27 protein-coding genes are annotated in these 22,887 nt (G+C 64.4%); 24 read left to right on the top strand and 3 right to left on the bottom strand.

Annotation, left to right across the window (positions count from 1 at the left end; translation table 11 throughout):
* Nucleotides 1–2: 2 nt before the first annotated feature.
* The 7 genes from iscA to Q0319_RS09540 all read left to right on the top strand — a co-directional run bounded on the left by iscA (nt 3) and on the right by Q0319_RS09540 (nt 5,384).
* On the top strand, nt 3–326 hold the full coding sequence (gene iscA, locus Q0319_RS09570; protein ID WP_296469331.1) for an iron-sulfur cluster assembly protein IscA: 324 nt from the start codon (nt 3–5) through the stop codon (nt 324–326).
* Nucleotides 326–859, top strand: a complete 534-nt coding sequence (gene hscB / locus Q0319_RS09565) for a Fe-S protein assembly co-chaperone HscB (protein ID WP_296469339.1) — start codon at nt 326–328, stop codon at nt 857–859. Before iscA ends, hscB begins: the two co-directional genes overlap by 1 nt.
* A gap of 13 nt (nt 860–872) precedes the next feature.
* Nucleotides 873–2,735, top strand: coding sequence for a Fe-S protein assembly chaperone HscA (hscA, locus tag Q0319_RS09560; RefSeq protein WP_296469329.1), 1,863 nt, complete (start codon nt 873–875; stop codon nt 2,733–2,735).
* Nucleotides 2,736–2,768: 33 nt separating this feature from the next.
* Nucleotides 2,769–3,110, top strand: coding sequence for an ISC system 2Fe-2S type ferredoxin (gene fdx, locus Q0319_RS09555; RefSeq protein WP_296469327.1), 342 nt, complete (start codon nt 2,769–2,771; stop codon nt 3,108–3,110).
* A gap of 137 nt (nt 3,111–3,247) precedes the next feature.
* Nucleotides 3,248–3,439, top strand: coding sequence for a Fe-S cluster assembly protein IscX (gene iscX, locus Q0319_RS09550; RefSeq protein ID WP_296469325.1), 192 nt, complete (start codon nt 3,248–3,250; stop codon nt 3,437–3,439).
* 81 nt (nt 3,440–3,520) lie between these two features.
* Entirely contained in the window at nt 3,521–5,092 is a 1,572-nt protein-coding gene (locus Q0319_RS09545; protein WP_299451996.1) for a TonB-dependent receptor, read from the top strand.
* 91 nt (nt 5,093–5,183) lie between these two features.
* Nucleotides 5,184–5,384 (top strand): hypothetical protein, encoded by a 201-nt coding sequence (locus Q0319_RS09540; protein WP_299451994.1) that lies wholly within the window; start codon nt 5,184–5,186, stop codon nt 5,382–5,384.
* On the opposite strand, the gene Q0319_RS09535 is transcribed toward Q0319_RS09540, so the two are convergent.
* Nucleotides 5,378–6,322 carry a LysR family transcriptional regulator gene (locus tag Q0319_RS09535; RefSeq protein WP_299451992.1) on the bottom strand — a complete coding sequence of 315 codons (945 nt, stop codon included), beginning with the start codon at nt 6,320–6,322 and terminating at the stop codon, nt 5,378–5,380. The two genes, Q0319_RS09540 and Q0319_RS09535, sit on opposite strands and share 7 nt — an antisense overlap.
* Nucleotides 6,323–6,439: 117 nt before the next feature.
* Here Q0319_RS09535 and Q0319_RS09530 point away from each other — a divergent pair, with 117 nt between their 5' ends.
* The 3 genes from Q0319_RS09530 to Q0319_RS09520 are packed head-to-tail and all read left to right on the top strand — an operon-like array spanning nt 6,440 to nt 9,570.
* Entirely contained in the window at nt 6,440–7,600 is a 1,161-nt protein-coding gene (locus tag Q0319_RS09530) for a mandelate racemase/muconate lactonizing enzyme family protein (RefSeq protein ID WP_299451990.1), read from the top strand.
* Between the two features lie 46 nt (nt 7,601–7,646).
* A complete protein-coding gene (locus tag Q0319_RS09525; RefSeq protein WP_299451988.1) occupies nt 7,647–8,606 on the top strand; it encodes a tripartite tricarboxylate transporter substrate binding protein in 960 nt (319 codons plus the stop codon).
* A gap of 4 nt (nt 8,607–8,610) precedes the next feature.
* Nucleotides 8,611–9,570, top strand: a complete 960-nt coding sequence (locus Q0319_RS09520) for an NAD(P)-dependent oxidoreductase (RefSeq protein ID WP_299451986.1) — start codon at nt 8,611–8,613, stop codon at nt 9,568–9,570.
* A 44-nt stretch (nt 9,571–9,614) separates the two neighbouring features.
* Here the strand turns inward: Q0319_RS09520 and Q0319_RS09515 are convergent, their stop codons facing one another.
* Together Q0319_RS09515 and Q0319_RS09510 are read right to left on the bottom strand one after the other, a co-directional pair.
* On the bottom strand, nt 9,615–10,610 hold the full coding sequence (locus tag Q0319_RS09515) for an aldolase/citrate lyase family protein (RefSeq protein WP_296471229.1): 996 nt from the start codon (nt 10,608–10,610) through the stop codon (nt 9,615–9,617).
* 214 nt (nt 10,611–10,824) lie between these two features.
* On the bottom strand, nt 10,825–11,811 hold the full coding sequence (locus tag Q0319_RS09510) for a malate dehydrogenase (protein ID WP_296471227.1): 987 nt from the start codon (nt 11,809–11,811) through the stop codon (nt 10,825–10,827).
* A 333-nt stretch (nt 11,812–12,144) separates the two neighbouring features.
* Between Q0319_RS09510 and Q0319_RS09505 the strand changes: the two genes are divergently transcribed.
* From Q0319_RS09505 to chrA, 14 genes are all read left to right on the top strand, one after another.
* Entirely contained in the window at nt 12,145–12,927 is a 783-nt protein-coding gene (locus tag Q0319_RS09505) for a GntR family transcriptional regulator (RefSeq protein ID WP_299451983.1), read from the top strand.
* Between the two features lie 214 nt (nt 12,928–13,141).
* On the top strand, nt 13,142–13,555 hold the full coding sequence (sdhC, locus tag Q0319_RS09500; RefSeq protein ID WP_296470774.1) for a succinate dehydrogenase, cytochrome b556 subunit: 414 nt from the start codon (nt 13,142–13,144) through the stop codon (nt 13,553–13,555).
* Nucleotides 13,555–13,938 carry a succinate dehydrogenase, hydrophobic membrane anchor protein gene (sdhD, locus tag Q0319_RS09495; protein WP_296470771.1) on the top strand — a complete coding sequence of 128 codons (384 nt, stop codon included), beginning with the start codon at nt 13,555–13,557 and terminating at the stop codon, nt 13,936–13,938. Before sdhC ends, sdhD begins: the two co-directional genes overlap by 1 nt.
* A 3-nt stretch (nt 13,939–13,941) precedes the next feature.
* Nucleotides 13,942–15,720, top strand: coding sequence for a succinate dehydrogenase flavoprotein subunit (gene sdhA, locus Q0319_RS09490; protein ID WP_296470769.1), 1,779 nt, complete (start codon nt 13,942–13,944; stop codon nt 15,718–15,720).
* Between the two features lie 97 nt (nt 15,721–15,817).
* Nucleotides 15,818–16,534, top strand: coding sequence for a succinate dehydrogenase iron-sulfur subunit (locus Q0319_RS09485; RefSeq protein WP_296471053.1), 717 nt, complete (start codon nt 15,818–15,820; stop codon nt 16,532–16,534).
* 7 nt (nt 16,535–16,541) lie between these two features.
* On the top strand, nt 16,542–16,802 hold the full coding sequence (locus Q0319_RS09480; RefSeq protein WP_296471049.1) for a succinate dehydrogenase assembly factor 2: 261 nt from the start codon (nt 16,542–16,544) through the stop codon (nt 16,800–16,802).
* 47 nt (nt 16,803–16,849) lie between these two features.
* Entirely contained in the window at nt 16,850–18,160 is a 1,311-nt protein-coding gene (gltA, locus tag Q0319_RS09475; RefSeq protein WP_296471046.1) for a citrate synthase, read from the top strand.
* 209 nt (nt 18,161–18,369) lie between these two features.
* Nucleotides 18,370–18,699: a helix-turn-helix domain-containing protein gene (locus tag Q0319_RS09470; protein ID WP_027457577.1), complete on the top strand. Its 330-nt coding sequence runs from the start codon at nt 18,370–18,372 to the stop codon at nt 18,697–18,699.
* Nucleotides 18,700–18,711: 12 nt separating this feature from the next.
* Complete coding sequence (locus Q0319_RS09465) at nt 18,712–19,182, top strand: ArsI/CadI family heavy metal resistance metalloenzyme (RefSeq protein WP_069744861.1); 471 nt, start codon at nt 18,712–18,714, stop codon at nt 19,180–19,182.
* Between the two features lie 12 nt (nt 19,183–19,194).
* Nucleotides 19,195–19,692 carry an arsenate reductase ArsC gene (locus Q0319_RS09460; RefSeq protein WP_299451973.1) on the top strand — a complete coding sequence of 166 codons (498 nt, stop codon included), beginning with the start codon at nt 19,195–19,197 and terminating at the stop codon, nt 19,690–19,692.
* Nucleotides 19,693–19,702: 10 nt separating this feature from the next.
* On the top strand, nt 19,703–20,788 hold the full coding sequence (gene arsB, locus Q0319_RS09455; RefSeq protein WP_069744862.1) for an ACR3 family arsenite efflux transporter: 1,086 nt from the start codon (nt 19,703–19,705) through the stop codon (nt 20,786–20,788).
* A 15-nt stretch (nt 20,789–20,803) separates the two neighbouring features.
* Complete coding sequence (gene arsC, locus Q0319_RS09450; RefSeq protein WP_027457581.1) at nt 20,804–21,226, top strand: arsenate reductase (glutaredoxin); 423 nt, start codon at nt 20,804–20,806, stop codon at nt 21,224–21,226.
* Between the two features lie 94 nt (nt 21,227–21,320).
* Nucleotides 21,321–21,623, top strand: coding sequence for a PadR family transcriptional regulator (locus Q0319_RS09445; RefSeq protein ID WP_027457582.1), 303 nt, complete (start codon nt 21,321–21,323; stop codon nt 21,621–21,623).
* The gene (gene chrA, locus Q0319_RS09440) at nt 21,620–22,849 is read left to right on the top strand and encodes a chromate efflux transporter (RefSeq protein WP_049405859.1); all 1,230 of its coding nucleotides are present in this window, start codon (nt 21,620–21,622) and stop codon (nt 22,847–22,849) included. Before Q0319_RS09445 ends, chrA begins: the two co-directional genes overlap by 4 nt.
* The last annotated feature ends 38 nt before the right edge of the window (nt 22,850–22,887 follow it).

The raw sequence follows: 22,887 nt of genomic DNA, 5'->3' as shown, positions 1-22,887 counted from the left end.
CCATGTCGGTAACGTTGACCGAACGCGCGGCTAGGCATGTGAACCGCTACTTGGAGAAGCGCGGCAAAGGCATAGGCTTGCGCTTGGGCGTGCGCACCACGGGATGCTCGGGCCTGGCCTACAAGCTCGAGTACGTGGACGAAATCCAGCCCGACGACGAGGTGTTCGAGAGCCAGGGAGTGAAAGTGGTCGTCGACCGCAAGAGCCTTCCTTATTTGGCGGGCACCGAGCTCGATTACGCGCGTGAAGGGCTCAACGAAGGCTTCAAATTCAACAATCCCAACGAAAAGGCGTCCTGCGGTTGCGGTGAGTCTTTCACCGTGTGATGCAAAAAGAACTGGACCATTTCGAACTGTTGGGCCTGAAGCCCGGTTTCGCCGTCGATCGCGACGCGCTGGACCGGGCATGGCGCGAAGTCCAGGCGAGGGTTCACCCCGACCGCCATGCCGCCGGGTCCGCCCAGGAGAGGCGGGTCGCCATGCAATGGGCGTCGCGGGCCAACGAGGCCTACCGGACGCTGCGGTCGCCGCTCGCGCGCGCCCGCTATCTGTGCGAACGCGCGGGCGTCGACTTGCAAGTCGAGACCAACACGGCCATGACGCCTGCTTTCCTCATGCAGCAGATGGAGTGGCGCGAAGCGCTCAGCGAGGCGCGTGCGTCGCGGGATACGGCCGCGCTTGAAGCGCTGGCGGGCGAACTGGCTGCGGCGCGGCGCTCCATGATGGCCGAGGTCGAAGAACTGCTGGACCGCAAGCACGATTACGCCGCTGCCGCCGCCCGCGTGCGGGAGTGGATGTTCATTGAGAAATTCTCCGAGGAGATCGACGCGGCCGTCGAAGCTCTCGCGGAACAAGACTGACATATAGGAACGCATGGCGCTCTTGCAGATAGCCGAACCCGGCATGTCCGAAGCTCCCCATCAGCGCCGCTTGGCGGTGGGGATAGACCTGGGCACGACCAACTCGCTCGTAGCCTCCGTACGCAGCGGAATGGCGGAAGTCCTACGCGACGAGGAGGGGCACGCCCTGTTGCCATCGGCAGTGCGCTACCTGCCCGGGGGAGAGGTCGTGATCGGCCGCAAGGCGCTGCTCTCCCAGGCCGAAGATCCACACAACACGGTGGTGTCGGTCAAGCGCTTCATGGGGCGCGGCTTGGCCGACGTGCAAAAGCTGCGCGTGCCGTATGAGTTCGTGGACGCGCCCGGCATGGTGCGCATACGCACGGTGCAGGGAGACAAGAGCCCGGTCGAGGTATCCGCCCAGATCTTGGCCAAGTTGCGCCAGTTGGCCGAAGACGTGCTCGGCGACGACTTGGTGGGGGCGGTGATCACGGTTCCGGCCTATTTCGACGATGCGCAGCGGCAGGCTACCAAGGACGCAGCCCGGCTGGCCGGCCTGAATGTATTGCGGCTGCTCAACGAACCCACGGCGGCGGCGATCGCCTATGGGCTGGATAACGCGGCCGAGGGGATTTATGCGGTCTACGACCTTGGCGGCGGAACGTTCGACATCTCCATTCTCCGCCTTTCCAAGGGCGTCTTCGAAGTCATCGCGACCGGTGGCGACACCGCGCTCGGGGGCGACGACTTCGATTCGGCCATCGCGGCTTGGGCCGCACAGGAATCGCAGCTCGGCGAGCTCGGGCCGGAAGACCGTCGGGCTTTGCTGGTTGCCGCGCGCCGCACGCGCGAAGCCTTGACGGACGCGCTCGAGGCCGAGCTGTCGGTAGCTTTGTCCGGCGGAAGAAACGTCGCGTTGAAACTGAGCCGCGAGCACTTCGAGGCGCTGGCCAAGCCCCTGGTCACCCGCACCTTGTCGAGCGCCCGCCGCGCGTTGCGCGACGCCGACCTGAGCGTCGAAGACATCAAGGGCGTAGTCATGGTGGGCGGGGCGACGCGCATGCCCATCGTGCGGAACATGGTTGCAGAGCTGTTCGGCACCGAACCCCTGATCAACCTCGACCCCGACCAAGTAGTTGCGCTGGGGGCCGCCATGCAGGCCAACCTTCTCGCCGGAAACCGTACTGCGGACGGAGATTGGCTCCTGCTGGACGTCATACCGCTTTCGCTGGGACTGGAAACCATGGGCGGGCTGGTCGAACGCGTGATCCCCCGCAATAGCACCATACCCATTGCCCGCGCGCAGGACTTCACCACATTCAAGGACGGCCAAACTGCCATGGCAATCCACGTGGTGCAAGGCGAACGGGAACTCGTTTCCGATTGCCGGTCGTTGGCCCGCTTCGAGCTGCGGGGAATTCCGCCGATGGTGGCGGGCGCTGCGCGGATACGGGTGACCTTCCAGGTCGACGCCGACGGCCTGCTCAGCGTCACGGCCCGCGAGCAGAGTTCCGGCGTAGAGGCTTCGGTGTCGGTCAAGCCCTCGTACGGCTTGTCGGATGAGGAAGTCGCCGCCATGCTGGCCGATGGCATGAAGAGCGCCGAGGTCGACATGAAGATGCGGGCGCTGCGCGAGCAGCAGGTAGAGGCCCGGCGTCTCGTCGAGTCGGTGGAATCGGCGTTGCAGGCCGACGCCGACCTGCTGAACGAGGACGAATTGGCGGCGATACGCGCCGAACTCGACCGGACGGCGGCGGCAGCCGAGGGCGAAGACAGCGACGCGGTGCGCGCCCAGGTGGAAGCGCTGTCCCGCGCTACCGAAGATTTCGCCGCCCGCCGGATGGATCGCAGCATACGCCGGGCCTTGTCGGGCCGGCGCCTCGACGAAATCGCATAAAGCCGTTCGCCGCTCCAGTATCAGGTAGTCATCATGCCTAAACTTACGGTGCTTCCGCACCCCGAAATTTGCCCCGAGGGCGCCGTCATCGAAGATGCTCCTTCGGGCCAGTCCATTTGCCGGGTGCTCCTCGAGCATGACATTCCCATCGAGCACGCCTGCGAACTCTCGTGTGCGTGCACGACGTGCCACGTCATCGTGCGCGAGGGCTTTTCTTCCCTCGAGGCAGCTAGCGACAATGAGGAAGATCTCCTCGACAAGGCATGGGGCCTGACTTCCACGTCGCGGCTCTCGTGCCAGGCCATCATCGAGGATGCCGACCTGACGATCGAGATTCCCAAGTACACCATCAATCACGCCAGCGAGAACCACTGACGAGCGACGCCGCTGCGCGCGGGGGCGGTTAAACTGGAAGGGTGGCACCTTCCCGGAAATTTCCGTTGCGCCGGCCCGTCCCCGACGCTATGTTGGCCTTGCCGGCTCTCGGCTTGGCGCTGATCCGGAGAAATCGGATGAAATGGACGGACATCTACGAGATTGCCACCGCCTTGGCCGAAGCACACCCCGACGTTGACCCGTCTCGAGTGAGATTTACGGATCTGCACAACTGGGTGTTGGAACTTCCCGGCTTCGACGATGATCCGAAACGATCCGGGGAAAAGATTCTCGAAGCCATACAAATGGCATGGATCCAGGAAGCCTAGTGCCTTGACGCCATTCCTGGCCGCGTGCGCAGCGTGCCCGCGGTTCGACCATGCCGTCCGTTGTGGCCGATAGCGATGAGCATGGTTTCTCGATTTTCGAGTCGTTTTTCATTTCGCGATCGACCTTTACGGTGGGCGACGCTGGCGGCTGCGCTGCTCGCCGCGGCAGCTTGCACGCCCGCGGTCTCCCTGCATGAGCCGGAAACGCCGCCTGTCGCGCCGCCGGCCGCAGCCAGCGCACGCGGGGCGGCTGCCCCAGAACCCGAGTTGCCTCATACTCCGGTCGCCATCGCTTACGCGGTGACCGATGCCGGCTCGATCGAAGCCCCAACGACGCCCGGCTGGAATCCCCATGCTGCCTCGCCCGTCGACCTCAGGGGGACCGTCCCGGTCTACGGACAGCCGCGCGCCAGCCGACCGTCCAGTTACGAGTTCGAACAGAAGCTGGACGACACGTGGGTCGTCAAGCAAAGCGTGCGCTACGGTCGTGCCGAAAACCAACCCAAGGTCGACTGGATCACGGGATCGCCGGTAGCCGGGCAGGACGCCATCGGTCCGGGCCTGGGAACTTTCCACGTCGGCACGCACGCCCAGGCCAGTTTCGCGACGGGAGGCTTGCGTCACCAGGTCAAATTCGGTTTCGACTATCTCAAGTCCCGCGACATCCAGGAAAGCGGGCTGGCGCCGTCGCCTTCGCTCGACATTTTCGATGCGGCCTACGGCACGGCCATCGGCCAGCCCCGCGTCGTCACGCGCTCGTTCACTGAGCAAAGCAACCTGGGATTTTTCGTCCAGGACCAGATCCAATACGACAAATGGACGGTGTCCATGGTCGGGAGGCGCGACCAGAACACCCATCGCACCATAGACCTGACCTCGACCGACGGCGGAACGGGCATCCAGGAGGATGACGTCTACAGCGCCCGCCTGGGATTGCGCTACCAGTTCGACAGCGGGCTCGCGCCTTACGTGAATTACTCGCAAAGCTATGCCCCCCGCACGGCGGCCGCCGCTTCCGCGGAAAGCCAGCAGTACGAAGCAGGCGTGCGCTTCCAGCCGCCGGCCCTCGGGGAGTTGATGACGGTCACCGCGTTCAACCAGATCCAGAACAATTCGCAAGTCAGCGATGCGCAAGCCGGGTGCGCCGTGGCGGGCTGCCGCGCCTGGGCCGAATTGCGCATTCGTGGCGCGACGGTCGAAAGCCGCTTGGAGCCGTTGCAGGGCTTGAACCTCGTGGCGAGCTATGCCGTGATCAATTCCGCGGTTCGGCGCGCGAGCGACGATGCCTATGCGAACCTGCTGAGCAATCGTTATCCGGAGGTGTCGGAGCAGCGCTTCTCACTCGGTGCCCGGTATGCCGTTTCCCGCGGCGCGCTGGCCGGCTTGAGCCTGGACGGCAGGGTGGGGCGGGCAGGGGCCCTCTATGCGGGATACGGGCAGCCAGGGCTCGCGGTTTCGTATACCTTGGTGGATGCCGGCATCAACTACGACTTCAGCCGCCTCAGCCCCTCCCTGAAAGGGCTGAAACTACGGGCCAGTGCAAACAACCTGTTCGACAGCCAATACGCGGCGTATTGTTATACCGACACCTGCACGCCGGGCGCCGGCCGCTCTGTTTCCGCCGTGCTGAACTACCAAATCCCCTGGCCGTAAGGCGCAGTGCCGTGAATGGCCGTCGCCGCGCGGCACAGGGCGACCCGCTGCACCCGCATTGCCGCCTCGAGACACCAACATGGAGGGCATCATGCCTGCCGACCAAAATGATCCTGACCTGCAAGCCCTCCTGCAATGGTGTGCCGACGTCGAAGGCCTGCTCGTGGCCGCGGGGGCCAGCCGCGAGGAAGCACAAGCCTACATCGAGCAAGAAGCAGAATGGTTCACGGACCAGTTCTATGAGGGCCTGACACCGGAGCAGGCCGCGAAGGCCAGTTTGAACGATCAGTGACCGCCTTCGCCGGCGCGGCGACCTGCCTGCGACCGGGGACGAGACATGCGCCGCGGGAGGGGGCGAATCAGCTCGACCAACTGATCCGTGGCGGGTTGCAGCGCGTGCCTGGGCCAAACGACGTGAATGGGGCGTTCGGGCAGCGGGTGCTCCACTTCCAATATGCGCAGGCCGCCGCTGCGGGCATGACGATGCGCCACATGGCGCGGCATGACGGCGAGGAGGGGAGTGCCGGATAACAGGCTGGCGATCGCGTCATAGGTTCTGGCTGCCATGCGGCAGGCTGGGGGAGCGACGTCGTGGTGCTGCCAATAGCGATCGAATTCGAGGCGGGAGGGCGTGCCCGGCGCCGGTGCGGCAAAAGGGTGCTGCGCCAACGCCTGCGGACTGAGCCGCCCTGGCGGAAGCGGCGGGCCAGGGGTTCCGCAGACGAACACGTTACGGTCCATGTAGAGCTTGCGGCAGACCAGATCGGGGGGGGTCTCCCCGAACAGGGACAGAATGCCCAGATCCAGGTCCCCCCGGGTCAGGCCGGCAATGAGAGTGAGGCTGTCGTCCTCCCGCAAATCGATCTCGACCTGGTCCGCGAGGTCACCGGGCAAGCGATGCAGCAATGCCGGAACGATCAGGTCGAGCGCACGGGGAATGCACCCCACCCGTAAATGCCAGCGTCCATTTCGGGCCATATCGTGTAGCCGGGTGACGTCCGCCGCGATGCGCCGCGCAACCTGCTCAGCCAGCGCCCCTACCGGGGTGGCCCGGCTGCCCAGAGCCGAGCGCTCGAACAGGCGCGCACCCAAGCGTTCTTCGGCCTCACGCAGCAGTCGTGACAGGGCGGGCTGGGAGGTACCGAGCGTACCAGCGGCCTGATGCACGGACCCCCGCTCCGCGGTTGCGAGGATGGCGCGCAGGTGACGCAGCTCCAATGATTTGCTCATGCTCTACCAGGCCCAGGGGATTCAAACTTGATATAGGTTTATCTCATATCCATATCGTTTTCAAATTACCGAGCCTTGCGTACGCTCGCCATGTCCAACCAGAGGAAGAGGCAACCCGTGAAAGTACGCAAAGCTGAATGCCTGCCGGTGCATCCCGGATGGCGCAAGAACCTCTTGTTCATTCGCCTGGAATTGGAGGACGGCACGGTCGGTTGGGGGGAGAGCTATAGCCAGTACGACCGCGACGAAGCCGTCGCAGCGCAGGCGCGCGAACTGCTCCGCTACCTGGTCGGGCGCGACGTCTTCAATATCCGCTACTTCTGCCAGATCGCTTTCGACGACTATGCACAACGCAGGTCGTCGCTGGAGTTCTGGAGCGCCTTGTCGGGCATTGAAATGGCAATGTGGGACGCGGTGGGCAAGCTAGTGGGGCAACCCGTCTACCGGTTGCTGGGTGGCCGCTGCCGGGATCGCGTGCGTGTCTACGCCAACGGATGGGGATACAAGCTCAAGACGCCCGATGATTACGCCCGCGCCGCGGAGCAGGTGGTGGCAGCCGGCCACGCCGCGCTAAAGTTCGATCCGCTGCCCCGTCCTTGGCGCACTTACATCCCGCGCGAGCACATCCAGCATGCGGTGGCCGTCGTACGGGCGGTGCGCGATGCAGTGGGGGCGGACGTGGAGCTGCTGCTCGACCTGCATCGCCGCCTGGCACCCGTGCATGCGATCGAATTGGCCAAACGCCTGGAAGAGTTGAACCCGTACTGGATCGAAGAGCCCTGCCAGAAGGAAAACATGGAAGCGATCCAGGAAGTGCGCGCGGCTACGACCATCCCCGTGGTCACGGGAGAGGCGCTCTACGGCCGGGCCGACTTCCGTAGTGTTTTCCGGAGTCGCGCGGCCGACATCATCAACCCCGATGTCTCCAACTGCGGCGGCATCCTGGAGCTGCTCTTCATCGCGGCGCAGGCGGAAACCGAAATGATCGCCGTCTCGCCCCATAACTACAACTCGACGCTGCTTTCGCTGTCGGCCACCGTGCATGCCTCGGCCTGCATGCCCAATTTCACCATCACTGAATATTTCGTGCCTTTCGAGGAGTTTTCCCAGCGCGTGTCGCCGCAGGCGCTCAAGCCGGTGAACGGCTACATCGAGATTCCCGAATTGCCCGGGCTGGGACTCGACATCGACGAGCAAGTGCTGCGCGCCATGCCGGCCAAGCCCTATCCCACCCGCAGCCTGCGCCATAGCGAGGACGATACGGCCGCAACCTTTTGAAAGAGGGGCACCTGCCACCTAACGCAACGACACGAGGAGACACGACATGTATTCCATTAGCCGATGGTTGGGAACCTGCGTCGTAGCAGGATGGTTGTGCATGACGAGCTGGGCGGCCACCGCCGCGCAATGGCCTGAGCGCTCTCTGCATTTCATCACTACCTCGGCCGCCGGTTCGCCGCTCGACACCATGATGCGGGCGCTCGCCAAAGAGTTGGGAGAAATCCTGGGCCAGACGATAGTCGTGGAAAACCGCCCGGGCGGCACGGGTGCGGTGGGTATGAACATGGCGCTCAATGCACCGGCCGACGGCTACACCGTCGTATCTGCCACGGGTTCGACCTCCTTCCTCATGGCGGAAAAGGGCAGTCGTTTCCACCCGTCCGATTTCATTTTCCTGCGGGCGCTGCAAACCGAACCGTCAAGCGTGGCCGTGCGCAAAGACAGTCCGTTCCATAGCATGAAGGATCTGGTCGAAGCGTTGAAGCGCCAGCCGGACAAGGTGAACATCGGAGGGTTCGCCACCGCCGGATTCCATCAGTACGTCCTGTATCGCCTAGAACAGAAGGCCGGGTTCAAGTCCACATGGGTTCCCTACCAGGGTGGCAACCAGGCTCTGTTGGCGCTGATGGGCGGGCACCTTGACGCCGCGGTGATCACTCCCAGTACCGCCATGGCGCAGATCCGGAGCGGCGACGTGCGATTGCTCGGCATCAGTAGCGAATCGCGCAGCGAGTTCTTTCCGGACATTCCCACCTTCGTCGAGCAGGGCTACGATGTGGTCGAAACCCTGTGGCGCGGCGTCATGGTCGTGAAGGGGACGCCGCCGGATGTGACGGCCAAGCTCGTCCGCGCGCTCGAGGATGTTGAAAAACGCCCTTCCTGGCAGGCGTTCATGCGTGAGAATATGCAGGACAGGCTGCCGTTGCCCCAGCCTGAGTTACAGAAATTCGTCGAGAAGGAGGTCGCGGACCGCAGGCAATTCCTCATGACATTGCAGAAGTGAGGCGATGAACATTCTTTGTTCCGAGCGCGGAGGGCAGGAGCTGGTCGAGGCGGGCGTGCTCAGGCGCTGGCCCGGTAGGGTGAAACTGCTTCATTTGCAGGATGCCGCCCAAGCGGACGCGGCTTTCGTGACGCGGGACGTGGTCTGGCCGTCCACCGATACGTGGCTCGCGCCCGCCACCGCCGCGTTTTACGAAGCCATGCTGGCCGCTCCCAGGCTACGCTGGGTCCACACGTATGCATCCGGCACCGACCGGCGCATCTACCACGACCTGCGCAGCCGGGGCGTGCGGATTACCAATTCCGCAGGCGCCAATGCCGGTGCCGTGGCCCAGACGGCGATAGCGAGCTTTCTCTATTTCGCCCGCCAACTGCATGTCGCGCGCCGCCAGCAACTGCAGCGACACTGGCAGCCCATGTCGCACGACGCGGTGCGGGCCCTGCACCGCTTGGAGGCTATGGTGGTGGGGTGGGGAGCGATCGGTCAACGCATCGGCATGCTCTTGGGCCAGCTCGGGGTACGCTGCCGAGTGCTGCGCCAGAGCGGGGAGCCGGTCGCGCAGGGGTGGCCGACAGCCGCCTATGAGGTATTCAACAAATGGGTGGGCGAAGTGGACTGGGTATTCATCGCTTGCCCGCTGTCGGCAGCTACCCAGGGCTTGTTCAATGCGGACACGCTCCGCATGCTGCGGGTGGAGAGGCCGCTCTGCCTCGTGAATGTCGCGCGCGGGCCCATCGTCGACACACGCGCGCTGCTGGTGGCCCACGAGCGCGGCCTGGTCCGGTATGCGCACCTGGACGTATTCGACGCCGAGCCGCTGCCGGCCGATGATCCGCTCTGGACTTGCGAAGACTTCCTGATCACGCCGCACATGGCCGGAACGTCCGACGGCAACCGCGAAGAGGTCGTCGAACGTTTCATGGCCTTGCTGGCCTCGGCGCTCGAAGGCGACTTACGAGCCTAGCGGCGGCCGGCGCCTTCAAGCGATACGCATCCGAAAAGCGCCCGCTACGAGAAGAACTGTCGTTCGACTTCGGGGGACAAGCTCACGCCCGCCGCGTGCGCCCGCCGCAGCACGTCCCAGTAATATCGGTAGCTCGCCCGGTCGTGCAGCCTGCCACGCTGGGGATCGCCGTCGCGTATCGGCCCCCAGTCGGCACGGGCGGCGGCCAGCAGGATGCGCTCGGCGTCCTCGACGTCCTCGGCACTGGGCGACAGCGCGCCGACGATGGGGTCGATCTGCGAAGGGTGGATGCTCCACATGCGCGTATAGCCGAATTCGCGGCCGGCGCGTTGCGCTGCGCGGGCAATGACTTCCGGCGCGTTCAGCTCCGTGACGACGTTGTGCGAAGGCACCTTGCCGTAGGCATGGCAGGCCGCCGCGATTTCGAGTTTGGCGCGGGCAACCAAGGGATGTTCGAACTGGCCTTCGGCGGTCAGCGCATGGGCCGGGATGGCGCCTCGGTGCGAAGAGACGAAGTCCATCAAGCCGAAGGACAGGCATTCGATGGCGGGATGGGCGGCGATGCGGAAAACTTCGCGCAGTGCGCCGTGCGTTTCGATCAACACGTGGACGGGGATTTTTCGGTCGAGCCCCATTTCCATGCCGATGCGCTCGACGGATTCGGCCGCATTCAGCGCGTCATTGGCCGAGTTGACCTTGGGGACGGTGATATAGGCGAGCTTGTGGCCGGCGATGCCGATCAGGATTTCGAGGTCGCTGATGAACGACGGATGATTCACGTCGTGCACGCGGACGCCCACGCGGCCGTACCGGTTGGCGTCGCTGGCAGCCAAGCGCGCGGCCATCTCCGCGTGCTCGGCCTCCTTGCCGACGGCGGCGCCATCTTCGCAGTCGAGCGTCACGTCGAAGACCGGACCGGCCTGGGCCTGCCGCTCGAGGCTTTTTTGCATGAGCTTTTCGGATCCGGCGTAGTGGTCGCAGACGGGGAGGACGACGGGCGCTTTGCCCGATGCGTGTAAGACTTCGGATGGGTGTTTCATGGCGCGGGATGATCGGTAGGGTTCTTCAGACAGCGGTGTCCGGGGCGAAAAAAAAGCACACGAGAACGATAGCGTACTCATGTGCTTCCGTGGCCGGCGCGGGCGGGGGCAGTAACATGCGGCCCCGTTCTCGCACTAAGCTGCGAGCGGCGATTTGCGCTTCGCAGCCTGCAACGCCCCGGTCGTGCCGGGGCGGCCGAGGCGCAAAGCCGCTTTACAGCAGGTGCTTGACGCCGTCGCGCTCCTCGAGCAGCTCCTTGAGCGTGAGGTCCATGCGCTCGCGCGAGAAAGCGTCGATCTCGAGATCCTTGACGATCGCGTATTCGCCGTTCTTGGTGATGACGGGCAGGCCGTAGATGATGCCTTCGGGAATGCCGTACGAGCCGTCCGAAGGCACGCCCATCGTGACCCATTTGCCGTCGCTGCCCAGGATCCAGTCGCGCACGTGATCAATGGCGGCATTGGCGGCCGACGCGGCGGAAGACAGGCCACGGGCGTCGATGATCGCGGCGCCGCGCTTGCCGACCGTCGGGATGAATACGTTGCGGTTCCATTCGTCGTCATTGACCACCGAGAGGGCGGGCTTGCCGGCGATGGTGGCGAAGCGGTAGTCGGGGTACATCGTGGGCGAGTGGTTGCCCCAGACGATGAGCTTCTCGATGTCGCTGACCGCGCAGCCGGCCTTGGAAGCCAGTTGCGTGAGGGCGCGGTTGTGGTCCAAGCGCAACATGGCGGTGAAATTGCGGGCGGGCAGGTCCGGCGCCGACTTCATCGCGATGTAGGCGTTGGTATTGGCGGGATTGCCCACCACCAGCACCTTGACGTTGCGGCTGGCGACGGCGTTCAGCGCCTTGCCTTGCGCGGTGAAGATCTGGGCGTTGACGGTCAGCAGATCCTTGCGCTCCATGCCCGGGCCGCGGGGACGGGCGCCCACGAGCAGGGCCACGTCGGCATCCTTGAAGGCGGTCATGGGATCGCTGTGGGCGGTGACTCCCTGCAGCAGCGGGAAGGCGCAGTCTTCCAGCTCCATGATGACGCCCTTGAGGGCCTTCTGGGCTTTTTCGTCAGGAATTTCCAGCAATTGCAGGATGACGGGCTGGTCCTTGCCTAGCATTTCGCCGGAGGCGATACGAAACAACAGGGCGTAGCCGATCTGGCCGGCGGCGCCGGTGACGGCGACGCGCATTGCGGGCTTGGTCATGTAAGTCTCCGAAGCGGATGGTGAGTAGGAATGGTGACGCCACGCGCAGTGTAACTCCACGCGGGGTGGGCCCGGCGCGATGCACGAGGAAGCAGTGGGCGGGGCGGACAGCCCGCATCCACGATGGGAAAGCGGCGGAGTGCCAGGGGGCGGCGGACGGCGCGGCGAGCGTGGATGGGCATAATCCGCCGAGTTTAGAAAAATCGGATTTTGCCGTCAATAAAGTTATCTTATGTTTTATATAAGACATAAGATTGCCGCCATTTGGTTGGACACCGTGCCTTGCGCTGTGACACAATCCGGGCCATGCCGATCAAGCCGCACCATCCCTGCATGTCAGCCACGTCCGACGCACCCGCCGTCGCGGGCGCGCCTGCGGCCGGCGACCAGGCAGCGCCGGGGGCGGCTTTCACCCCGTTATACAAGCAAATCAAGGCCCTAATCCTGCAAAGCCTCGACCGTGGCGAGTGGAAGCCCGGAGAGGCCATTCCCAGCGAGCTCGACCTGGCAGCCCGTTTCAAGGTCAGCCAGGGGACGGTGCGCAAGGCCATCGATGAGCTGGCGGCCGACCACATCCTGCTGCGCCGCCAAGGCAAGGGTACGTTTGTCGCTACCCACCACGAAGACCGCGTGCGGTTCCGCTTCTTGCGGCTGGCGCCGGACGATGGCAAGCGCCAGGGGTCCCATAGCCGCTTCCTCGAGTGCCGGCGCCTGCGCGCGCCGGCCGAAGTGGCGAAGGTGCTCGAATTGCGCGCGGGAGATAGCGTGGTGCTGGTCCGAAGGGTGCTTTCCTTCGGCGACGTGCCTACCGTGATCGATGAGATTTGGTTGCCTGGCACGCTGTTCAAGGGGCTGACGGCGGAACGTCTGGCCGAATACAAGGGCCCGATGTATGGTTTGTTCGAAAGCGAATTCGGCGTCCGGATGATCCGGGCGGACGAGAAAATCCGGGCGGTTGCCGCCGGCGCCCCAGAGGCCGAGCTGCTCGGCGTTGCGCCGGGCACGCCGCTGCTACAGGTGGAGCGCACCTCGTTTACCTACGGCGACCGCCCCGTCGAGATGCGTCGCGGGCTGTACCTGACCTCGCGCTACCACTATCGGAACAGCCTGAACTGACGCAATTTCGGACACGATTTGATACGGTGGCGATGAATGGGCGAAAATAGCACGTTTGCCTTTCCCGGCGGCCCGGGCGCGGCGCGTTCCGCCACCCCCGGAGACGCATGCGGAAACCGGCGCGCCAGGCCGGCTTTCCCAAGACGAAAGTTGTAATGCGCAATTACGCAGCAATGGTTTTTTTCATGGTTTGCTCACTTTACCCGAGGTCGTGATGTCCGACTCTGCCGCAAAACCCCGCCCGCAGTTCAGAAATATCAATATCACGCAGATCGCGCGCTACCGCCTGCCGCTGGCCGGCAAAGTGTCGATCCTGCACCGCATTTCCGGCTTTGCGCTGTTCCTGGCACTGCCGTTGGTGCTCCTGCCGCTTTTCGAACGCAGCGTCATCTCTGAAATCGGCTTTGCGGAGTTCCGCGATTTCGTCACGCACCCCTTGGCCAAGATCGTTCTGCTCGGCCTGATCTGGGCCTACCTGCATCATTTCTGTGCGGGCATCCGGTTCCTGGCGCTGGACCTCCACCTGGGGCTGGAAAAGCAAAAGGCGCAGCGTTCCGCGGGCATCGTGCTCGTGGTGAGCCTGGCGCTGACCCTCGTCTTCGGTTTGAAACTGTTCGGAGTATTCTGATGTCGGCCCCGCAAAATATCGGTCCCAAGCGCCTGGTCGTCGGCGCACACTACGGCGTCAAAGACTGGATCGCCCAGCGCGTTACCGCCGTCATCCTGGTCGTCTACACGCTGGTCCTGGGCATCGGCGCGTTGATCACGCCGGAATTCACCTACGAAAACTGGGTGCGGCTGTTCAACTTCGAAGTGTTCAGCTTCCCCCTCGGCAAGCTGCTGGCCATGCTGGCCTTCCTGTCGCTTGCCTATCACGCCTGGATCGGCGTTCGAGACATCTGGATGGACTACGTCAAGCCGGCCGGCCTCCGTCTGGCGCTGCAAGTCCTGACCATTCTGTGGCTGGTCGGCTCTGTCGTCTATGCCGCTCAAATTCTGTGGAGAATCTAAGTCGTGGCCGCCGTTAAAACTTCTCTCCCGCGCCGCCAGTTCGATGTGGTGGTCGTCGGCGCCGGTGGATCCGGCATGCGTTGCTCGCTGCAGCTCGCGCAAGCCGGTCTCAGCGTCGCCGTCTTCTCCAAAGTGTTCCCGACGCGCTCGCACACCGTGGCAGCCCAGGGCGGTATCGGTGCCTCGCTGGGCAACATGAGCGAGGACAACTGGTTCTGGCACATGTATGACACGGTCAAGGGCTCCGATTGGCTCGGCGATCAAGACGCGATCGAATTCATGTGCCGCGAGGCCACGAATGCGGTCTATGAGCTCGAGCACTTCGGCATGCCGTTCGACCGCAACCCGAATGGGACGATCTACCAGCGTCCGTTCGGCGGCCATACCGCCAACTTCGGCGAAAAGCCGGTGCAACGCGCCTGTGCCGCCGCCGACCGCACTGGCCACGCGCTGCTGCATACGCTCTACCAGCGCAACGTGGCTGCCCGCACGCAATTCTTCGTCGAATGGATGGCGCTGGACCTGATCCGCGACTCCGAAGGCGACGTCGTCGGCATCACGGCGCTGGAAATGGAAACCGGCGACATCTACATTTTCGAAGCCAAGACCACCGTGCTGGCAACCGGCGGCGCCGGCCGCATCTGGGCCGCCTCCACGAACGCTTTCATCAACACCGGTGACGGCCTGGGCATGGCCGCGCGTGCTGGCCTGCCGCTCGAAGACATGGAGTTCTGGCAATTCCACCCCACGGGCGTGGCCGGTGCCGGCGTGCTGATCACCGAAGGGGTGCGCGGCGAGGGCGGCATCCTGCTGAACAAAGACGGCGAGCGCTTCATGGAGCGCTACGCGCCGACGCTGAAAGACCTGGCTCCCCGCGATTTCGTATCGCGCTCGATGGACCAGGAAATCAAGGAAGGGCGGGGCGCCGGCCCGAATGGCGACTACGTGCTGCTCAAGCTCGACCACCTGGGCGCCGAGACCATCAACAAGCGCCTGCCGTCGATCCGCGAAATCGCCATTAAGTTCGCCAACGTCGACCCCATCAAGGAGCCGATCCCCGTCGTACCGACCATCCACTACCAAATGGGTGGCATCCCGACCAACTACCACGGGCAGGTGGTGGTGCCCAAGGACGGCAACCCCAACACGGTGGTCCGCGGCTTGTACGCGATTGGCGAGTGCGCCTGCGTGTCGGTCCACGGCGCCAACCGCCTGGGCACGAACTCGCTGCTCGACCTGGTGGTGTTCGGTCGCGCGGCCGGCAACCACATCGTGGCCTCCAACCTCAAGCGCCAGAGCCACAAGCCGCTGCCCGCCGATGCCGCGGACCTCACGCTGAGCCGCGTCAGCGCCCTGGAAAGCCGCAAGGACGGCGAGCGCGTCCAGCACGTCGCGAACGACATCCGCAACTCCATGCAGCACCACTGCGGCGTGTTCCGCACGCAAGCCCTGCTGGACGAGGGCGTCAAGCAGATCAATGCGTTGGCCGAACGCACCAAGGCCGTGGCGATCAAGGACCACTCCAAGGTGTTCAACATGGCCCGCGTCGAGGCGCTGGAGCTGGACAACCTCATCGAAGTCGCCAAGGCCACCATCGTGTCGGCGGCTGCCCGCAAGGAAAGCCGCGGCGCCCATGCGCACAGCGACTATCCGGAGCGCGACGATGCGAATTGGCTGCGTCACACGCTGTGGTACTCCGAAGGCAACCGCCTCGACTACAAGCCGGTGACCATGAAGCCCCTGACGGTCGAAAGCTTCCCGCCGAAGGCCAGAACGTTCTAACCGACATGACATCCCCCCTCCCGGCCCGCCGCACTGCCGGCGCCGCCCCGGGGGCGCGCAGAGCGCGTCGGGAGGGCACCTTTTTCGGAGTGCTCTGATGAGTGCCAAACGCATTGTGAAGTTTGAGATTTACCGCTACGACCCCGACAAGGACGAGCGTCCCTACATGCAGAAGCTCGAGGTCGAGCTGGGGCCGAACGACAAAATGCTGCTCGATGCGCTGGTGCGCATCAAGAACGACGTGGACGACAGCCTCTCGTTCCGCCGTTCGTGCCGCGAGGGCGTGTGCGGTTCCGACGCCATGAACATCAATGGCAAGAACGGGCTTTCGTGCACGACCAACCTGCGCGACCTCAAGCAGCCCATCGTGCTCAAGCCGCTGCCCGGCCTGCCCGTCATCCGCGACCTCATCGTGGACATGACCCACTTCTTCAACCAATACCACTCGGTCAAGCCTTACCTGATCAACGACACGCCGCCGCCCGAGAAAGAGCGCCTGCAGTCGCCCGAGGCCCGCGAGGAGCTCAACGGCCTGTATGAGTGTATTCTGTGTGCTTGCTGCTCCACGTCGTGCCCGTCGTTCTGGTGGAATCCGGACAAATTCGTCGGCCCGGCCGGCCTGTTGCAGGCTTATCGTTTCCTCGCCGATACCCGTGACGAGGCAACCGGGGAACGCTTGGACAACCTCGAAGACCCCTATCGTTTGTTCCGTTGCCATACCATCATGAACTGCGTCGACGTCTGTCCCAAGGGGCTCAACCCCACCCGGGCGATAGGCAAGATCAAGGAAATGATGGCCCGACGGGCGATTTGATACCGTGGTGCCGGAATTTTCCCTGCATGACCGGACGCGCCTGCGCTGGCGCGCCCGGCGCGGTCTGCTCGAGAACGACTTGATCCTGACGCGTTTCCTGGACGCCTACGAGTCGCAGCTCACCGATGCCGACGTAACGGAATTGACGCGCTTGCTCGAGCTGTCCGACAACGAGTTGTTGGACTATCTGCTGGCCCGAAAGGAGCCGGAAGGTGACCTGGCTACGCCTGCCATGCAGGATTTGCTGAAAAGGCTGCGCTCGGTTTGAGCGGCCTGAGTCCAAATGATTTGATTTTGAAGCAAGAGGAACATCCGATGAAAGTGTCCGACAAGAAAGCAATCCTGACCTTTTCCGATGGCAGTCCCGGGGCCGAGTTCCCGGTTTACGAAGGCACGGTCGGTCCGTCGGTCGTCGATATCCGCAAGTTGTACGCGCAAACCGGGATGTTCACTCTGGACCCTGGCTTCCTGTCGACGGCCGCTTGCTCTTCGAGCATTACCTACATCGATGGCGACAAGGGCGAGCTGCTCTACCGTGGCTACCCCATCGAGCAACTGGCGGTCAAGTGCGACTTCCTGGAAACCTGCTACCTGATCCTGAACGGCGAGCTGCCGAATGCCCAGCAGAAGGCTGAGTTCGATCACCTGGTGCGCCATCACACCATGGTCAACGAACAGCTGCAGTTCTTCCTGCGTGGCTTCCGCCGCGACGCCCACCCGATGGCCGTCCTGACCGGCCTGGTCGGCGCCCTGTCGGCGTTCTACCACGACTCCATCGACATCACCCAGCCCAAGCACCGGGAAATCTCGGCCATCCGCCTGATCGCCAAGATGCCCACGCTGGTGGCAATGGCCTACAAGTACTCGATCGGCCAACCGTACATTTATCCGAAGAACGATCTGTCGTACACCGGCAACTTCCTGCGCATGATGTTCGCGACGCCGTGCGAAGAGTACGTCGTCAACCCCGTGATCGAACGCGCGCTCGACCGCATCTTCATCCTGCACGCCGACCACGAACAGAACGCCTCGACCTCGACGGTGCGCCTGTGCGGTTCGTCGGGCACCAACCCGTTCGCCGCCATCGCGGCCGGCGTGGCTTGCCTCTGGGGTCCGGCGCACGGCGGCGCCAACGAAGCGGCGTTGCAGATGCTGGAAGACCTGCTCGCAGCGGGTGGCGTCGATAAGCTGGGCGAGTTCGTTGCCAAGGTCAAGGACAAGAGCTCGGGCGTCCGCCTGATGGGCTTTGGCCACCGCGTCTACAAGAACTACGATCCGCGCGCCAAGCTGATGCAGGAAACCTGCCGCGAAGTGCTCGAGGCGCTGGGCCTGCAAGACGACCCGCTGTTCAAGCTGGCCATGGCGCTGGAAAAGATCGCACTGGAAGACGATTACTTCGTCCAGCGCAAGCTCTACCCGAACGTGGACTTCTACTCGGGCATCGTCCAGCGTGCCATCGGCATCCCGACCCAGCTGTTCACGGCCATCTTCGCGCTGGCCCGCACGGTGGGCTGGATCGCGCAGTGGGACGAAATGATCTCCGATCCCGACTACAAGATCGGCCGTCCGCGCCAGCTGTACACCGGTTCTCCGGCCCGCGACGTCCCGGACCTCGACAAGCGTTGATGGAGCACGGCAGGTGGCACTGCCCCTGCCATGCCGGTCGTTGCAACGCCGCCAGGATGCTCCCTGGCGGCTTTTTTTGTCCTCGGCTGGCAAGCAGGAGAGGGCGACGCCCGCACGCGTGAGCAACTGTCTTGAAAGTCAAGCCACGCAGGCTTGATCCAGCATAAGCGGCATTGCCATTGATTCAATAATTGATGTATTATTGAATAATGAATGAAGCCCAAGCCGTTTCCGCCCTCGGTGCCCTGGCCCATGCCCAGCGCCTGCGCGTGTTCCGATCCCTAGTCGTCGCCGGCCCCGAAGGGCTCACGCCCAGCGTTCTGGCCGATCAGCTCGACGTGGCCCGCAACGCGCTGTCCTTCCACCTGAAGGAACTGGCTCATGCTGGCCTCGTCACCATCGAACAGCAAGGCCGCAACCTGATCTACCGCGCCGACTTCAGCCAGATGAATGGGCTGCTCGGCTACCTGACCGAGCACTGCTGCCAAGGCAGCACGTGCGAGGTCAGTGATTCCTCCTCTGCCTGTACCTCCTGCTGAAAGGATCTCCCCATGAAGCGCTTCCACGTCCACCTGCACGTCGATGACCTGAACCGCAGCATCGGCTTCTATTCCCAACTGTTCGCCGCGCAGCCCGCGCGCGTCAAAAGCGACTACGCCAAATGGATGCTCGAAGACCCGCCGGTCAACTTCGCCATCTCCACACGTGGCAACAAGCCGGGCATTGACCACCTGGGTATCCAGACCGACGATGCCGAGGAATTGGCGGTGCTGAAGGCCCGCGCCGAGGCGGCCGACATGACGCTGCTGGACGAGGGCACCACGACCTGCTGCTACGCGCGCAGCGAGAAGCACTGGATCACCGACCCGCAGGGCGTGGCCTGGGAGCACTTTCACACGCTGGGCAATATTCCGGTCTTTAACGAAGCGGCGCCTGCAGCGACTTCCGCCGCAGCGTGCTGTACCCCGGTGCGCGGCAAGCCGATGGGCGTTGCGGTGAAGCCGGCCTCCTCCTGCTGCTGATGTGAGATACCCATGACCACCGACAAGATCTACAGCGTCCTGTTCATCTGCACGGGTAACTCGGCTCGCTCCATCCTGGCCGAAGGCATCCTCAATGGATTGGGCCAGGGGCGCTTTCGCGCCTACTCGGCGGGCAGCCACCCCAAGGGCGAAGTCCACCCACTGGCGCTCGCCACGCTGGAGCGGCTGCACATGCCGACCGCTGGCTACCGCAGCAAGAACTGGGATGAGTTCGCGGCGCCCGGTGCACCGGAGCTGGATTTCATATTCACGGTCTGCGACAACGCCGCCGGCGAGGTCTGCCCGGTGTGGCCGGGACGGCCAATGTCGGCGCATTGGGGCGTTCCTGACCCCGCAGCCGTCAAAGGCACCGATGAGCAGAAGCGCAAGGCATTCACGGATGCGGCGCTGACGCTGCGCCGACGCATCGAGCTGTTCCTGTCGCTGCCGCTGCAGCGGCTGGACGCCATGTCGTTGCAGCATGAGCTGCGCAATATCGGTACGAAGTGAGGCCGGGGCAATGAATGCAATCCCTGAAGCGCTGCGGCCTGAACAAGCGCCGCAGCCCATGAGCCTCTTCGAGCGCTACCTGACGCTGTGGGTGTTCCTGTGCATCGTGCTGGGCGTGGCCCTGGGCCAGTTCGCACCCGGCGTGTTCCAGGCCATCGGCCGCCTCGAGGTCGCGCAGGTCAACCTGCCGGTGGGCCTGTTGATCTGGGTCATGGTCATTCCCATGCTGCTCAAGGTGGACTTCGGTGCGCTGGGCCAGGTCAGGCAGCATTGGCGCGGCATTGGCGTGACGCTGTTCATCAACTGGGCCGTCAAGCCGTTTTCGATGGCGCTGCTGGCCTGGATCTTCGTGCGCCAGATCTTCGCCCAGTGGCTGCCGGCCGACCAGCTCGACAGCTATGTTGCCGGCCTGATCCTGCTGGCCGCCGCGCCCTGCACGGCCATGGTCTTCGTCTGGAGCCGGCTGACCGGCGGCGACCCGGCGTTCACGCTGTCGCAGGTGGCGCTGAACGACACCATCATGGTCTTCGCCTTTGCGCCCATCGTCGGCCTGCTGCTGGGCCTGTCGTCCATCAGCGTGCCCTGGAGCACGCTGATGGTGTCGGTGCTGCTCTACATCGTGATCCCGGTCATCCTCGCGCAACTCTGGCGCCGCGCGCTGCTGCGCCAGGGCCAGGCCGCCTTCGATGCCGCGCTGGCCCGCATCGGCCCGCTGTCCATGGCCGCGCTGCTGCTCACGCTGGTGCTGCTGTTCGCCTTCCAGGGCGAGGCCATCCTGCGCCAACCGCTGGTGATCGCCATGCTGGCCGTGCCCATCCTGATCCAGGTGCTGTTCAACTCGGGGCTGGCCTACTGGCTCAACCGCCAGGTGGGCGAGCAGCACCGCATCGCCTGCCCGTCGGCACTGATCGGCGCTTCCAATTTCTTCGAATTGGCGGTGGCCGCCGCCATCAGCCTGTTCGGCTTCCAGTCCGGCGCGGCGCTGGCCACCGTGGTCGGCGTGCTGATCGAGGTACCCGTGATGCTGCTGGTCGTGCGCGTGGTCAACCGCTCGCGCGGCTGGTACGAATGCGGCCCGAACCCTCCCTCCCGCTAACCCAGGCAAGCCACCATGAGCAACATCACCATCTACCACAACCCCGCCTGCGGCACGTCGCGCAACGTGCTGGCCCTGATCCGCAACAGCGGCGAGGAGCCCACGGTCATCGAGTACCTGAAGACGCCGCCCGACCGGGCGACGCTGACGGCACTGATCGCCGCGATGGGCGTATCGGCGCGCGCCGTGCTGCGCGAGAAAGGCACGCCCTATGCCGAGCTGGGCCTGGATGACCCGCAGTGGAGCGACGTGCAGTTGATCGACTTCATGCTCCAGCACCCCGTCCTCATCAACCGGCCCATCGTGGTCACGCCGCTGGGCACGCGCCTGTGCCGGCCATCGGAGGCCGTGCTGGACATCTTGCCGCAGCCGCAGCGCGGCGCGTTCAACAAAGAGGATGGTGAGGCCGTGGTGGATGCTGAGGGTCGCAAGGTCTAAATACCTCTGCGTGCGCAGTCGGGTGATCTGAAGCTGATATTATCGAATTTCGTTATCGATATTCGATATGAAAGAACAATCGACACCGCGCGCTATGGAGCACCACGACTTGCTGTCGGGACTGATCCGCCTGCATGTGCTGCACCACGCGGCCGAGCAGGAGATCTACGGGCAATGGATGATCGACGAGCTGGCCCACCACGGCTACCGCCTCTCTCCCGGAACGCTGTACCCGATGTTGCACAAGATGGAGCGCGACGGCTACCTCGTCTCCCGCCAGGAGCGTGAAGGGCGCACCGTGCGCAAGCTCTACACGATCACGCCCAAGGGCAAGGAAGGCTTGGCACTGGCCAAGGAACGCATCCGGGAGTTCACCGGGGAGGCGATGCACAAATGACAGATTCAACCAACACCTTGCAGCATGAGTCCGCAGCCGCGCGCGGCTCACCCGTCGAAGTCTTCGGCGCCTTTCTCAAGCTGGGGCTGACCTCCTTCGGCGGGCCGATCGCGCACCTGGGCTATTTCCGCTCGGAGTTTGTCGAGCGCCGCCGCTGGCTGGATGACCGCAGCTACTCCGACCTGGTCGCCCTGTGCCAGCTCCTGCCCGGCCCGGCCAGCAGCCAGGTGGGCATGGCGCTGGGGCTGGGCCGCGCGGGCTGGCTGGGGCTGCTGGCGGCCTGGGCCGGATTCACCTTGCCATCGGCGATTGCGCTGATCCTGTTCGCCTTTGGCATCGCCGAGTACCAGGGGCTGGCCCAGTCCGGCTGGGTCCATGGGCTCAAGGTGGTGGCCGTGGCCATCGTGGCCCAGGCAGTCTGGGGCATGGCCCGGTCGTTGTGCCCGGACCGGTCGCGCGCCGCCCTGGCCATTCTGGCGGCGCTGCTGACCATCATTCTTCCCTCGGCGATGGGGCAGATCGCCGCCATCACGGTGGCGGGATTGCTGGGCTGGTGGGGCTTGAAGATCGCACAGCCTGGCGGCGGCCATGCCCATAGCTACCCGGTTTCGCGCAAGCTGGGCGTCGTGGCACTGCTGCTGTTTGCCGCCCCACTCGTTGGGCTGCCCCTGTGGGCCGCAGCCACGGACTCGTTCACGATAGCGCTGCTGGAAGGGGTGTATCGCTCCGGTGCATTGGTCTTCGGTGGTGGGCACGTCGTGCTGCCGCTGCTGCAGGCCGCCGTGGTGCCGAGCGGCGTCGTGAGCAACGCCGACTTCCTGGCCGGCTACGGCGCGGCGCAGGCCGTGCCGGGGCCGCTGTTCACGTTCTCGGCCTACCTCGGCGCGGTTGCTCACGGCCCGCTGCATGGCTGGATCGGCGGGCTGGCACTCCTGGGCACCATCTTCCTCCCGGCCTTCTTCGTGCTGGTCGGCGCACTGCCATTTTGGGAAGGATTGCGCCACCGCGCGGGCATCCAGACGGCCATGGCCGGCATCAACGCCGGCGTGGTCGGCATTCTGGTGTCCGCCCTCTATGACCCGGTATGGACGAGTGCCATCCACGGCAAGGCGGATTTTGGGCTGGCGCTGCTCTCGTTCGGGCTGCTGACGGTGGGACGCGTGCCGCCAGCGCTCGTGGTGCTGCTGGCCGGGCTGGCGGGCTGGGTCATGGCGATGGGTATCTGAAGCCCATTCGCCGGCGCAGCGGCCGGCCGGACATGGGG

This window comes from uncultured Pigmentiphaga sp. (assembly GCF_937950555.1).
GTDB lineage: Bacteria > Pseudomonadota > Gammaproteobacteria > Burkholderiales > Burkholderiaceae_B > Pigmentiphaga.
This window is presented reverse-complemented; position numbering and strand designations above follow the sequence as displayed.

Coding starts and splice junctions, on each gene's coding strand:
- sdhC (WP_296470774.1), top strand. CDS start 13,142: ATGTCCGACTCTGCCGCAAAACCCCGCCCGCAGTTCAGAAATATCAAT.
- chrA (WP_049405859.1), top strand. CDS start 21,620: ATGACAGATTCAACCAACACCTTGCAGCATGAGTCCGCAGCCGCGCGC.
- iscX (WP_296469325.1), top strand. CDS start 3,248: ATGAAATGGACGGACATCTACGAGATTGCCACCGCCTTGGCCGAAGCA.
- Q0319_RS09470 (WP_027457577.1), top strand. CDS start 18,370: ATGAATGAAGCCCAAGCCGTTTCCGCCCTCGGTGCCCTGGCCCATGCC.
- gltA (WP_296471046.1), top strand. CDS start 16,850: ATGAAAGTGTCCGACAAGAAAGCAATCCTGACCTTTTCCGATGGCAGT.
- Q0319_RS09445 (WP_027457582.1), top strand. CDS start 21,321: ATGGAGCACCACGACTTGCTGTCGGGACTGATCCGCCTGCATGTGCTG.
- hscB (WP_296469339.1), top strand. CDS start 326: ATGCAAAAAGAACTGGACCATTTCGAACTGTTGGGCCTGAAGCCCGGT.
- Q0319_RS09545 (WP_299451996.1), top strand. CDS start 3,521: ATGGTTTCTCGATTTTCGAGTCGTTTTTCATTTCGCGATCGACCTTTA.
- Q0319_RS09540 (WP_299451994.1), top strand. CDS start 5,184: ATGCCTGCCGACCAAAATGATCCTGACCTGCAAGCCCTCCTGCAATGG.
- arsC (WP_027457581.1), top strand. CDS start 20,804: ATGAGCAACATCACCATCTACCACAACCCCGCCTGCGGCACGTCGCGC.
- sdhD (WP_296470771.1), top strand. CDS start 13,555: ATGTCGGCCCCGCAAAATATCGGTCCCAAGCGCCTGGTCGTCGGCGCA.
- iscA (WP_296469331.1), top strand. CDS start 3: ATGTCGGTAACGTTGACCGAACGCGCGGCTAGGCATGTGAACCGCTAC.
- hscA (WP_296469329.1), top strand. CDS start 873: ATGGCGCTCTTGCAGATAGCCGAACCCGGCATGTCCGAAGCTCCCCAT.
- Q0319_RS09525 (WP_299451988.1), top strand. CDS start 7,647: ATGTATTCCATTAGCCGATGGTTGGGAACCTGCGTCGTAGCAGGATGG.
- Q0319_RS09485 (WP_296471053.1), top strand. CDS start 15,818: ATGAGTGCCAAACGCATTGTGAAGTTTGAGATTTACCGCTACGACCCC.
- Q0319_RS09505 (WP_299451983.1), top strand. CDS start 12,145: ATGTCAGCCACGTCCGACGCACCCGCCGTCGCGGGCGCGCCTGCGGCC.
- Q0319_RS09520 (WP_299451986.1), top strand. CDS start 8,611: ATGAACATTCTTTGTTCCGAGCGCGGAGGGCAGGAGCTGGTCGAGGCG.
- Q0319_RS09535 (WP_299451992.1), bottom strand. CDS start 6,322: ATGAGCAAATCATTGGAGCTGCGTCACCTGCGCGCCATCCTCGCAACC.
- Q0319_RS09465 (WP_069744861.1), top strand. CDS start 18,712: ATGAAGCGCTTCCACGTCCACCTGCACGTCGATGACCTGAACCGCAGC.
- arsB (WP_069744862.1), top strand. CDS start 19,703: ATGAATGCAATCCCTGAAGCGCTGCGGCCTGAACAAGCGCCGCAGCCC.
- Q0319_RS09510 (WP_296471227.1), bottom strand. CDS start 11,811: ATGACCAAGCCCGCAATGCGCGTCGCCGTCACCGGCGCCGCCGGCCAG.
- fdx (WP_296469327.1), top strand. CDS start 2,769: ATGCCTAAACTTACGGTGCTTCCGCACCCCGAAATTTGCCCCGAGGGC.
- Q0319_RS09460 (WP_299451973.1), top strand. CDS start 19,195: ATGACCACCGACAAGATCTACAGCGTCCTGTTCATCTGCACGGGTAAC.
- Q0319_RS09515 (WP_296471229.1), bottom strand. CDS start 10,610: ATGAAACACCCATCCGAAGTCTTACACGCATCGGGCAAAGCGCCCGTC.